At 52.5% G+C, this 12,397-nt stretch carries 11 protein-coding genes; 6 read left to right on the forward strand and 5 right to left on the reverse strand.

The genetic code is table 11. From position 1 onward, the window contains the following. Nucleotides 1-23: 23 nt before the first annotated feature. From LMS44_RS10535 to LMS44_RS10560, 6 genes are all read left to right on the forward strand, one after another. Complete coding sequence (locus LMS44_RS10535) at nucleotides 24-761, forward strand: nuclear transport factor 2 family protein (RefSeq protein WP_414120351.1); 738 nt, start codon at nucleotides 24-26, stop codon at nucleotides 759-761. Nucleotides 762-887: 126 nt separating this feature from the next. After that, nucleotides 888-1,709 carry an alpha/beta fold hydrolase gene (locus LMS44_RS10540; RefSeq protein WP_498947256.1) on the forward strand — a complete coding sequence of 274 codons (822 nt, stop codon included), beginning with the start codon at nucleotides 888-890 and terminating at the stop codon, nucleotides 1,707-1,709. A 342-nt stretch (nucleotides 1,710-2,051) separates the two neighbouring features. Then, nucleotides 2,052-2,828: an alpha/beta hydrolase gene (locus LMS44_RS10545; protein ID WP_414120347.1), complete on the forward strand. Its 777-nt coding sequence runs from the start codon at nucleotides 2,052-2,054 to the stop codon at nucleotides 2,826-2,828. A 176-nt stretch (nucleotides 2,829-3,004) separates the two neighbouring features. Beyond that, entirely contained in the window at nucleotides 3,005-5,902 is a 2,898-nt protein-coding gene (locus tag LMS44_RS10550; protein ID WP_498947257.1) for a sensor histidine kinase, read from the forward strand. 4 nt (nucleotides 5,903-5,906) lie between these two features. Further along, the gene (locus tag LMS44_RS10555) at nucleotides 5,907-6,542 is read left to right on the forward strand and encodes a response regulator transcription factor (RefSeq protein ID WP_498947258.1); all 636 of its coding nucleotides are present in this window, start codon (nucleotides 5,907-5,909) and stop codon (nucleotides 6,540-6,542) included. A gap of 133 nt (nucleotides 6,543-6,675) precedes the next feature. Continuing rightward, on the forward strand, nucleotides 6,676-7,272 hold the full coding sequence (locus LMS44_RS10560) for a helix-turn-helix domain-containing protein (protein ID WP_498947259.1): 597 nt from the start codon (nucleotides 6,676-6,678) through the stop codon (nucleotides 7,270-7,272). On the opposite strand, the gene LMS44_RS10565 is transcribed toward LMS44_RS10560, so the two are convergent. The 5 genes from LMS44_RS10565 to LMS44_RS10585 form a co-directional block, all read right to left on the reverse strand. Beyond that, nucleotides 7,222-7,806 carry an antibiotic biosynthesis monooxygenase gene (locus LMS44_RS10565; protein WP_027959339.1) on the reverse strand — a complete coding sequence of 195 codons (585 nt, stop codon included), beginning with the start codon at nucleotides 7,804-7,806 and terminating at the stop codon, nucleotides 7,222-7,224. The two genes, LMS44_RS10560 and LMS44_RS10565, sit on opposite strands and share 51 nt — an antisense overlap. 146 nt (nucleotides 7,807-7,952) lie before the next feature. Then, nucleotides 7,953-9,143, reverse strand: coding sequence for a low temperature requirement protein A (locus tag LMS44_RS10570; protein ID WP_414120342.1), 1,191 nt, complete (start codon nucleotides 9,141-9,143; stop codon nucleotides 7,953-7,955). 346 nt (nucleotides 9,144-9,489) lie between these two features. Then, the gene (locus tag LMS44_RS10575; RefSeq protein ID WP_498947260.1) at nucleotides 9,490-10,431 is read right to left on the reverse strand and encodes an LLM class oxidoreductase; all 942 of its coding nucleotides are present in this window, start codon (nucleotides 10,429-10,431) and stop codon (nucleotides 9,490-9,492) included. A 112-nt stretch (nucleotides 10,432-10,543) separates the two neighbouring features. Next, entirely contained in the window at nucleotides 10,544-10,849 is a 306-nt protein-coding gene (locus tag LMS44_RS10580; protein ID WP_027959342.1) for an antibiotic biosynthesis monooxygenase family protein, read from the reverse strand. 43 nt (nucleotides 10,850-10,892) lie between these two features. Next, nucleotides 10,893-11,867 carry a zinc-dependent alcohol dehydrogenase family protein gene (locus tag LMS44_RS10585; RefSeq protein WP_161463390.1) on the reverse strand — a complete coding sequence of 325 codons (975 nt, stop codon included), beginning with the start codon at nucleotides 11,865-11,867 and terminating at the stop codon, nucleotides 10,893-10,895. Nucleotides 11,868-12,397 lie beyond the last annotated feature (530 nt).

The raw sequence follows: 12,397 nt of genomic DNA on the forward strand, positions 1-12,397 counted from the left end.
GGCTTAAAATAAGGGGCCGTGAAATGTCCATAGATAGTTTCCCTGTTGGCTTGGAAATGCATGTTTCCTATCCAGAGCTACAGGTCAATCTGACGCTACTGTCAGTGACGCAATTGAAATTCGAGATTAAGGATGGGTCATTTGCCCGAACCGAAACCGTCGATATACAGGTCGTGCCACTTGGCAACAGCCTCTTCGCAGTAAGCTGGCAGGAGCATGATGGTGCGACGGTCACGAACGTTCAGGACTATGATCGAGGTCTGATTCACTCGTTCGCAACCTTACCTAGCGGTGAGTTTCTGCGGATGACCGGGGCTTTTACGGTCACACATCCGGCGGATCGTACTTCTGATGAGCGGCCTCATCGCAACAAGGCTTTGGTGCTTGACGCGATGACATCACTTTTCCAGCGCCATGATGCGTCTGCAGTGGAGCGCCTCTATGCAGCAGATTACATTCAGCACAATCCCAACATCCCCCAAGGTAGAGATGCGCTGCAGGCGCTGGTGGCAGGTCTTTCGCCATCAGTCTACTACGAGCCCGGCCTGATTATTGCTGAAGGTGACCTTGTCGCCATCCACGGCCGTATCCGCGGCTGGGCAGATACGCCTCAGGTGGTAGTTGATATCTTTCGGGTTGAAGAGGGCAAGTTGGTTGAACATTGGGACGTATTACAGGATGAGATGCCGGTAGCCCACGGTGGCATCTCTATGTTCGATCCCGCCGAGGGAGCGGGTCGCTCTCAACCGGAAACGGCATAGGCGGCTAGGGCCGCGCCTGACTAGTTCTTCAAGCCTCTATTCATCCAAACGCGACATTTTTGTTCTATCGCCTTCGTTATTAGCGCTTTAACGTCCTAGTGGTACTCACCAACAGGAGCAGTACTTATGACTACGTTCACTACCAGCGATAACGTCTCACTTTTCTATAAAGATTGGGGCTCGGGTCAGCCAGTCTTTTTCTCCCACGGTTGGCCGCTTTCCTCAGACGCCTGGGATAACCAGATGCTGTTCTTCGGCCAGCAGGGTTATCGGGTTATTGCGCACGATCGCCGGGGCCACGGGCGCTCGGAGCAGACCTGGGATGGCAATAATATGGATCGTTATGCGGACGATCTCGCCGAACTGTTCGAGCATCTGGATCTACGCAATATCATCATGATTGGCCATTCCACCGGTGGCGGCGAAGTGGCGCACTATATCGGACATCATGGTTCTTCGCGGGTGGCTAAAGCCGTACTGGTTGGCGCGGTGCCGCCTTTGATGCTGAAAACCGATAGCAATCCTCATGGCACGCCAATGGAAGCGTTTGACGGTATTCGTGCGGGCACTGCGTCGAATCGTTCGCAGTTTTTCCGCGACCTGACCGTGCCTTTTTACGGATTCAACCGGGAAGGGGCTGCCGTCAATGAAGGGCTGCAGGAATCGTTTTGGCTGCAGGGCATGCAGGGTGGGATCAAGGCTCACTATGATTGCATTCACGAGTTTTCTGAAGTCGATTATACCGCTGACCTGAAAGCCATCGACAAGCCCGTATTGTTCGTCCACGGCGATGATGATCAGATTGTCCCGCTCGCGGCTTCAGCTGAATTGGCTGCTGAGATCGTCAATGACGGCATCCTGAAAGTCTACCCTGGTGGTTCGCATGGGCTGGCGCAGATTGATGCCGATCAGTTCAACGCCGACGTGCTGGCGTTTATCCGCAGTTGAAACTTCTACGACGCTCGAGCAGGTAGTCGGGCGTCGCTCATCACACTCTTGTCCTACTCTTAGGCAGTTATCCAAGAATCATTGGCAGTACTTTGCGACAGTGAACTGATGTTTCACGACATTCATCACATTTGTCAAAGGTGAACCCAATGCAGAAGCCCAGGCTTGAAGTCCTTATGCCCAGCAATTCACAGCTGAACTATTCACAGCTGAACTATGCACAGCTAATCTTTATCGGCCAACAGCGGCAGATGTCTTTCGGGGTGCAGGCTATTGAACGGTAAGCTCCGAAAAACGATGAAGCATCATTCAATGCACGTAGCCGGCCACTGATTACCGATCGTGGGCTACCATATCTGCTTTATTCAAGGCGACTGGCTAAACCCGACGGTATGGGAAAAGTTCGAGCGCCACTTCAAGGCCTGCGGCTACGCCTGCAGTGTCCTATCGCTGCCACTCCAGGGCGAGCAGGGGTGGTATCAAATTCTGCATGGCAAAGATGCTAGGTTTTCTCCCCTTAAATGCCTTGTGGATTTCTACGCTATTCAGATTGCAGGTTTTTCGACGCCACCTATTCTAATTGGTCATGCAATGGGCGGGCTGATTGTTCAGCTGTTGCTTGATCGTGGTCTGGGGTTGGCTGGTGTCGCCATCGCCTCGCGTCCACCGCAGCGGGTCTCCCCCGGCTTTCGCTCGTTACTGCAGATACTCACGGCAAGCGTTGAGCGACGGCAGGGCATGCGGTTTTTGCGCATGACGCCTGCGCAGTTTTTCTGCCGGGTGGCGTATCCGGGGTCGCGCCCGTCAGCAGCGCCGCTGTATGAGCAGTTGGTTGGCAGAGTCCCGCAAACACTGATGATAACAGCAGCACTGGGCGTGGGTGGCCGGCTACTCTTCACTCAGGAGCGAGGGCCGCTATTACTGATTTCGGCTGGTGATGATCGAATGGTTGCCAGTTCAGTGGTTTTAGCTAACTATTTCTATCAGAGACGGTCCCTGGCGCCGACAGACTACATCGCTTTTCCCGGGTACGGCCATCTGCTTATTACACAGTCAGGCTGGGAGCGTGTCGCCGATCGAATTATTGAATGGCTCCAGCAGCAGTTGGGCTGGTTTTGAAAGCTCGCAACGGCTTTGGTACTTAAAAGACGCTGTAGGTGTATTCCTTGCGAACATACGTAATTTTACTGCTGAGCCTAGTGCTTGGCTGTCTTGCGTGCTCAAGTGCAGTGGCGCGCATTTCGAACGACATGGATCACCGTCGCTGGACTGCCAGCGACCGGGGGCCCACTGCAGTGGGCGCGCTTGCGCAAACCGTTGATGGGTACCTTTGGCTGGGTACTCATGACTCCTTGTATCGCTTCGATGGTTTCGAGTTCGAGAAATTCGAGCCTGCTGACGGCGAGCCGCTGGGCGTGGTCTCCGCGCTGGCCAGCACGGCGGAAGGGCTATGGGTGGGGTTTCGTATCGGTGGAGCCCGTTTGATCAGCGCAGATGGCGTGATGCAACCGGTTGATCCAGGCCTGCCGGACGGGGTGGTATACAGCTTTGCAGAGGATCAGCAGGGGCGAGTCTGGGTCGCGGCGGATGAGGGGCTTGCACATCATGACGGCACAGGTTGGCGCCCGATTGGCAAGGAGATGGGCTTTACTAGCCGCCATGCCCGAGCAGTGCACGTGGACGAAGATGGATATATCTGGGCAGCGAGCGAAGAGGAGCTTTATATGCTCCCCCCGGGAGCATCTTCGTTCATAGGAACGGGTATCAGGAGTCCATCAATCAGCGAAATAGCATCATCCCCCTCAGGCGACGTGTGGGTAACTGATCGCTCCACGGAGCGGTTACTGCATTTGACAAAAACAGGCTTTGCTGGCGTCGAGTTTGAAGAAATACCGATATCAAGTACGAACAGTATCGTTCTGGATGAGCAGGGAGACGCTTGGCTGGGCACACGTGGATCCGGTTTGCACTACCTTGCTACCGGAAAGATACACGAGGCTACAGAGGGCAGAGATGTAATCAGCTCGTATACCGCTCGTGACGGACTTAGCTCTGATTATGTATTGGCTCAGCTCATAGACCGTGATGGCAATCTGTGGGTAGGTACGGATGCAGGCCTGGATCGACTCAAGCGTAAAGATTTGGCTCCCCTCGCTTTATCTACAGGCGTGGGCAGTACTGCACTGGCAGTAGATGGTGATGGTTCACTTTGGGTCGGCTCCGACAGCGGCCAACTGAAGGGTTTCACGAATGCAATCGATTCCACCTTTGAATTAGACATGCCGATCAACTCATTGGTGAACAGTCAGCAACACGGCTTGTTGATTGGCGGGCATCAGGGCGTTTTTTCACTTTCGGACGATGAACTTGTGCGCGTTGCAGCATTACCTGTCGAATCCACCCCGGAATCTGCCGTTAGGACAATGGCGGTAGGACAAAATGGCGATATATGGGTCTCCGTGAACAGAGAAGGTCTATTCGTCTGGGCTGATCAGCAATGGCAACCTATTGACCCATTTAGTGATTCGGAGCGTCAGGTAATGCCTGTGAGCGCCTCCCGAGACCCATTAGGGAAACTGTGGTTCGGCTACCGGGACAACCTTCTGGTGTCCTTTGCAGAGCAGACGTTCGAGCGCTGGAGCTACGAGGAAGGACTGGACATTGGCCATGTCACCGCCATGCTGCATCTGCCCGGACGCACCTGGGTAGGTGGTCAGCATGGTCTGGCCTACCTCAAGGATGGACGCTTTCATCGTCTAGATGTGCCGGCCGCCGGATCATTTCAGAATATCTACGCCTTAATCGCCGTGCCGGCAGAGAAGAACGCTGGAGAATCCGGGATGGATATCTGGGTTCATAGCCGCAGTGGCATCTTTAAGTTGCCTGCCGCGGAGATAGATCGGGTGATAGCTGGCGGTGAAACACTGTTTTACAGCTCTTACGATCACATTGGCCGACTACCCATGGATCCCCACAAAGTATTGCCACTGCCCACTGGGGTCTCTACGCCTGAAGGCTCGCTATGGTTTGCTACCGGACAAGGCGTCGTCCGTGTTGATCCCCATAAACCAAGTGATATGACACATCCACCCGTCATTACCATCCAGGCGCTTATAGCTGATGGTGTCGACGTTGGCATCTCCGCTGCACCTGTTCGTTTATCAGCACCACCGCAAAGGCTTGTTATTAACTATTCTGCGTTAAACCTCACCGCACCCGAGAGCATGCGCTTTCAATACCGACTTAGGGGTCATGATTCAGAATGGGTCGATGCAGGGCGTTCCAGGAAAGCTGTTTTCTCACGCCTGCGACCAGGTGATTACGAATTCCATGTTCGTGTGCTTGATGAGAGTGGGCAATTCTATCGTCCTAAGGAAGCTTTGGTTTTCAGCGTTCCCCGGTCTTTCTATCTACGTCCATGGTTTTTACTGCTCTCTTCAGGGGCGTTGCTGGCGCTCGTGTTCTGGGTGTCCCGTGTTTATACGCAAAGGGAAAAGGCCGTCCTTCGAACACGCCTGGAAGAGCGCTTTCATGAGCGTGAGCGCATCGCACGCGAACTGCATGACACCTTGCTGCAAAGCGTGCAGGGCATGATGCTCAGCTTCCAGGCGGTGACCGACAGTTTGCCTAAAGAGTCCCATGCTCGTCATGCGATGGAGCGTGCGCTGGATCGGGCTGATCAAGTGATGGCCGAAGGCCGGGATCGAATTACGGGGTTGCGCGGTGAAATATCTCCGGCGGAAGATCTGGCTGTTGCATTCCAATTGTTACAGCAGGAGGCCGACGCTTCGGTTTCTGTAGCCTATCGCGTTAGCAACGTGGGGCAGCCGATGCCGCTGCGCAATGAGGTTCGCGACGTTTTCTATCAGGTGGGAAGAGAAGCGGTTTTCAATGCATTGCGTCATGCAGAGGCCACGCAGATTTCCGTTACCTTTACCTACGCTAAGGACAGATTCGAGATGCTTGTTGCTGATGACGGAGTTGGCATGGATCCACGCTACCAACGAATGCGCGGGAGACCTGGGCACGGCGGTTTGAGGGGCATATATGAACTTGCTGAAAGAATTGAGGCAACTCTGATGATCGTTAGCAGCGAGCAGAGCGGTACGCGTATCAGGTTGTCATTGCCTGGCACCATTGCCTATGAAAAACCACTCGATAACAAACAAAACCGTTCAATCAGGACAGGGTAAACCTATGGTCGATCATCAGGAGCCCATTTCCGTATTGGTAGTCGATGATCATTCTCTGATACGCGAGGGTATTGCAGCGGTAGTGGGCAATTATGAAGACATAAGCGTGGTGGGTGAAGCTTCCAACGGGCTGGAGGCAATCCGGCTGTACCGGGCAACGCAACCGGACGTGACGCTGATGGATGTTCAGATGCCTGAGCTCAATGGCATTTGTGCCATTAGCGCCATCATGTCGGAGTTTCCGCAAGCATGTATCGCGGTACTCACCACCTACCGAGGCGATGTAAGAGCGTTGCAAGCGATCAAGGCGGGCGCGCGCGGCTATCTCTTAAAAAGTATGCTGCGCCGTGAGCTCATTGACACGATACGCGCTCTGGCAGCCGGTAAACGGCGTTTCCCACCAGAGATCGCGGCAGAGCTGGCGGCCCATATTGATCAGGAAGGTCTGACCGGCCGGGAGCTTGAGGTACTGCAATGCGTCGCTCGCGGCTTGTCGAACAAGGAAGCAGCTGTCGCTCTGGCGATCGGCGAGGAGACTGTAAAGGGACATCTTCGGAACATCATGGACAAACTCGGAGCCAACAATCGAACACATGCGGTGACTATTAGCATTCAGCGGGGGATTATCGATCTGTTGTAATAACTCCCCCCTCTTTAGTGTTGTTTAATGCCTCCCCGTTTGGGGCTGTTTGAGGCCCCGCGCTAACGCCATCCTGTGCTACGACGAATTAAGCAAGTTACCAGAGTTTGCCCTTGGCCAAGGAGCGTGAGCTATGAACGGGAGTGCCAGCACATGTTATCCAGTGAGCAGTACCTCTTCTTGTGGGCTCAAGTGGTTGAAACAGAATAGGCAATTACTGACGTTGCTAACGGAAGCTGAGCGAGCGATTGATCATGATCTCGAAATCGCTTCGACTTACTTGAATCAAGCGATCGCCTTGCTAACGCTTGAGGGTCAGAGCGAAGGGTCGCAGCGCATACACAGGGGAGGGTTGGCACGGTGGCAGATCTTGCGTGTCAATGAATTCATAAATGAACATCTCGACCAATGCATTCGCACAGCCGAACTGGCTTCACTACTGGGTTTGAGCGTCAGTCATTTTTCGCATGCGTTCAAGCAGAAGACCGGCATAACTCCATTAATGTATGTGTCGGCCAGGCGAGTGGAGGCAGCAGGGCGATATATGCTCTGTACCGAGCGTCCATTAAGCGAAATTGCGATTAGTCTCGGGTTTTGTGACCAGTCACATTTTTGCCGCGTGTTCAGACGCGAAACAGGCTTGTCACCACAAACCTGGCGAAAGCTGCATACTGATGTCCTAGCGGAACAACCAGCCAGCCACGAGTCGAACTACCCTAGGCATGATTAAGTATACGACGAGGGCAACTATGGTCGCGGCGATAATTCCATGACGAACACCCCAGACGGAGATCGCAGGAATTATGTTGAATAGAGGCTGATACAATACTGGAATTATGATAGTTAAAGGCCATATTACCGCGGTTGTTATAAGCCATTGTTTCCATCTAGTGGGTTGCTTGGCTTTCGAAGCCGGGGGTGTGAACCAGAAGTCAATTCCACTTTTGATTTCCAGTTGCTCATCAGAAGCGAGCGCGAACACGATGGACGATAACAACTCCTTGCGGATGTTTGAGCCTAGCCATGCTTCCGCAGCGGAATTGCTGGAAAATCGCACGGCAATCTCAAAAGTGTCGTGCCCTTCGGGGGGGCGAAGTATATGGACACCTTCATGACCCGGAAATTCTGCTGCTGCAGCAATTATTTGCTTTAACCAAGTTTCATAACGTTCTCTGAATTCCGGGCGGACGGTATGCCTGATAATGATCGATCTACCGGCGTTGTTATGCACACTGGGTACCGGTTCTGCTGCTTTATCATTCATGTTGGTTCTCCGTGATTGGTGCGATAGTCATGGGTCAATTATTCTTAAGTCCGTGAAGGCATGGTTCGTTTGAATTTCAGACTTGTGACGTGTGTTATTAATCCAGCTCGGTATAGGCAGCTATGGCGGGTTCAAGAGATCATTGCTCAACTTTCATGAGGAGTTTCTTGCTTGAAGGGTTTGCATGCATATTGATTTCGAACTGCAACGCCAATGACCAGTAGTGCAGTGATACCCTCAATGGGTAGTATTAGAGGAGAGAAAAGGATCACGGCTGATGTTAATAACAATATGTAGCGCCCAGTTCCTTCCAGTTCGAATCGTTCTCTTATCAACCAAAGCCCGAACAAATAACCACTGATAGCAACCGCTATGATGTGTAAACCAACTGATTTGGATAAGCTTGAATAGCCGGTGACCACATCTATCAGTACCGCGACACCCACACCAACGGCTGCCCCAGACATGTAAATCAATAGATGACCGTACCCCCATAGCAATGCTAACGACAAACGCGGGTGGGCAACGTGCTCTTCTTGTGAGAAGTAAACCCACCAAAGTGAGAACATCAAAACCAAAGTAGAGATCACAATGCCAATTAATTCTTTGCTCATGTTGTCGCTTGCAACTCGTTGAATGGCTAGACTGCCAGCCAGTAGTGTTTCCCCCAGCACAATAATATTAAACAAGCCATACCGCTCAATGAGATGGCGTCGATGCCAAGGGGTGGTGTAGTTACTCTCCGCGTATGCCGGAACCATTAACTCGAACAGGGCACCGAGAGCATAAAAACCTATCAATAGATTTAATGCTAACGGTTGGGCGAGCATCAATCCCACCCAATACACCTGAGCAATTGCGATGCCGACTGCATACCGGCAGGCCGTCAGTCGACGTTCCGGGTCGTGCCTTGCCGCCCTCAACCAAAAGCAAACCATTGCAAGGCGCATAACGACAAACCCTGCGACGATCATGTCTATGTTGTTTGTCTGAAAGAATCGATCGATACCTGCGGCCATAATAAGCGAACCTGCCATAGCCACTATTGTTAATACTCTATGCAGACTGTCGTTGTTGTCGTAAGCAGAGGCGTACCAAGTGAAGTTCATCCACGCCCACCAAATGGCAAAGAAAGACGCTGAGAACTTCAGCACCCCCTCAGTTATGTGGAAAGCTAAAATGGCATGATGAAGACCTGCCGCAGCGGAGGCGACTGCAATGACCGAAACCAGATCAAACAGCAGCTCAAGCGGTGTTGCCACTCGGTGAGGTTCAGCAGCATCTCTTGGCACAAGAGGTAAAATGCCAAGTCTGCTCAGTATTGGTTTACTTTCCATTAGTACCTGCCACCGAATAAATGCGTGCATTGAAGAAGTCGACGCAAAGGTAAGAAGCGATGTAGGCGTGCCAAGTAATACTTCAGACGGTTCTTTGAGTGTTTTCAGGGTATCAATCGAGGGGCGCGCATAAGGCTTTGGAGGAAAGATAAAACAGACTGAACCGCGCTGGCTTGTACAAATGCCCGATGGATTGCACGCGTATGCGGTTTGAGGGCCACTGGTTTCAGTTTGCCATCCTCCCTCGGTTCTATAGGCTGCAATGGTCGCCCATCCAAATGAAAAAGGGGGTTGAAACGCCTTGTGCCTGCGTAACTCTTCTCATGGGTTGGTATGTGTCGACGGTTCAATGTGCTGAAAAGTGGGGAACCACAAATTCACCAATTTCCTGCACCACCTCGTGTGCAGGTCGTTTACCATATTTAAGGTTTAGCGCGACATGGTTCACACCAATCTCTTGCAGGGCATTGAGGTAATCAATCAGGGAGCGGTAACCCGTTCGGAGTCCAAGGTGAATGGGAGTTGGTGGTTCATCGGGGTTTTCAGAAAGATCTACATACAATGATTGTGAAAACGGCCTGAAACCTTCGGTAAGTGATCGCCATGTCTGAATCGTCCGCGCTTGTTGGTCTACTTGTTGAGGATAATAGAGCCAACCATCTCCGTTTTGCGCGATCCATTCCACCGACTGTCGCGAATTGCCAGTGACCAACACAGGTATGTCATTCAGCATCGGCTTTGGCAATAAGTCGCCGCCCGACATGTTTACGCGTTCAGTCGAAATGTCAGGGAAGTCTTCCTTCCAAACCTGGCGAGACACTGCAAGCGTCTCGCGAAAGAGCTCGCTGCGAGTATCGATGGGTGTCTGAAATGCCGAAAACTCTGAGGGTCTGTCACCCGTTGCTAGTCCTAGGATTAGGCGCTGACCGGATAGACGATCAGCTGACGCCGCCGCCTTTGCAATATGCAGCGGGTGTCGAAGAGTGCTGACAATGCTGCCCGTGGCAAGCGCGATACGGGATGTGTGTGCCATTACATAACCCATGAATACCCATGGATCATAAATATGGCCGACATCACCAAATGAAGGAACGTTCAGGAAAACGTCTCTAAAGAAGAGGGCAGAAAATCCAGATGACTCTGCCATTTTGGCTGTTTTGATCTGTTGTTCGATGTTCATCTCGGGGACTGAGCCCGAATAAGATTCAATAGCGAAGAAAAGCCCGAGGGTCATTTTTTCTTCTTTGAACATCGTAGAATAACCACGATGGTTAGAGAAGTCAGTCATTTGAGAGCTCCCGATAGAAGTTATTGAAGATAAAATTGCATAAAGGAAAATGCCCTAAAAAGTTCATAATGAAAGTTTTAAAAAGTTTCAGCGAGCCGGAACATGGGTAATTTTAGGGGCAGCTTTCACTAAACTGCCCCTCGATATGGTAGACCTTAGGTTCCTCCGCAAAATACGCTTCTAAGCCCATCATGAACATCTGATGGTCTTCACTCTCTTCGAAGCCCGGCGTGTGATCCTCAAGTGACGCCCATCGCACGATCAGGTTGAATAACTCGGGCGTTTCAATCCCTTGCGCGAGCATGTGGCCGCCGTAACCCTTGGCGCGGGTGAGCAAGGGAGCGACCTCGTCAAATGCTCGCCTGAACTGTTCAATCTGTTCTTTGCGAACTGGCAGCAGAGCGATTTCATAAACCATGGGATATTCCCTCAAGTTGAGTTCAACGGTTAAACATTCGCACTTACGAGACGAGCGATGGCTCGACGGCAATTGCGATTTTTCCCCGGAGGCCGTTGTTGGGAGTCTCCAGTAGGGCATGGGCGTCTGGAATATCGGCAAGTGAGTAGACCGCGCCTACATGTGGCTGCAGCTGACCGCGGGCTATCAATGCGCTCAGCTCATCAAGCTTGCCGCGGTTTTGCCGGGTGAAAACGAAGTGATAACTGGCGTTCTTACCCCAGGCCTCCACCAGGTTTTGCGGTTGGGCAATGTCCACAATCGAGACCACCCGGCCAAGTTGAGCAAGCGCGTCGGGGCTGCGCGACAATGTGTTGCCGCCAATGGTGTCGAACACTACATCCACGCCGTGGCCACCGGTTTCCCGCAGGATGGCGTCAACGTAATCCTCTTTCCCGTAGTCGATGACCACATCGGCCCCTAGGCTTCGGGCGAACTCAAAATTAGCTTCACGCACGGTGGTGAACACCCTGGCACCCATGGCTTTTGCCACCTGAATCGCCACATGACCGACGCCACCCGCACCGCCATGCACCAGGATGCTTTCTCCCACTCTGAGCGCCGCGCGCACGACCAATGCTTCCCACACCGTCCCGCCAACCAAGGTCAGGCTGGCCGCTTCGAGATGACTCAGCGAGGGCGGCTTCTTCCCAATGATGCTCTCGGCTGCAACGTGGTATTCGGCATAACTTCCAGGGCCGTCAAAAATTTGCGGCGTGTACCAGACTTCGTCGCCTGGCACGAAGCTCGTTACACCTGGCCCAACGGCTTCGACAACACCTGATACGTCATGCCCGGTAATAGCTGGCAGCGGCACCAGGTCGGGATAGTCGCCACGCCGTACCTGGTAATCCAGAGGGTTGATGGAGGTTGCGTGTACCCGCACCAGCACTTGTCCTGCGTGCGGCACTGGCTTGGGTAACTCGCTAAGCTCGAACGATTCCGGGCCGCCAAATGAGTTAAGTATTTGCGCTTTCATTGTAGATCCTCGCTTCGAGAAAGGGATTTAGGGATGCTTTTCGATGGATGGAGTTGATGGACGATAAGAATAAGTACTGAATCTTCAGGGGGGAGAAGTGACGCCAGGCTATTACAGAAAGTCGTCATGGTTATATCTCTGCTATGAGCAAGCCTGATTTACCAATTAACGAGCGTCGACGGCAATACTTCCCTGCCTGGTCACTGTCGCAAAACACCGCAGCTCGTTATTGGATGACGCTCTGAATTTGGATGAGTATGTGATGAGCGACACCCAAAGATCGTTCGGGCGCCGTAATCTTTTTTACTGCGGATAAACGCCAGCACGTCAGTGTTGAACTGAGCTTCAAACGGCGTTGCCCCTCGGTGAGGTTTCTGTCGAAGCAGGAGTGTGATTGCCCCTTAAAAAGCTATGCTGCCCAGTGCACCACTATCCCCGCGACCTAGGCGGTTCCAAGGTTCGCCGCGCCTTACTTACACCGAAGCATTAGATGGTTGGATCGTTAATATACAGAATCACACAATCATCCC

It is taken from the genome of Halomonas profundus, from assembly GCF_020865425.1.
GTDB classification, from domain to species: Bacteria; Pseudomonadota; Gammaproteobacteria; order Pseudomonadales; family Halomonadaceae; genus Vreelandella; species Vreelandella titanicae.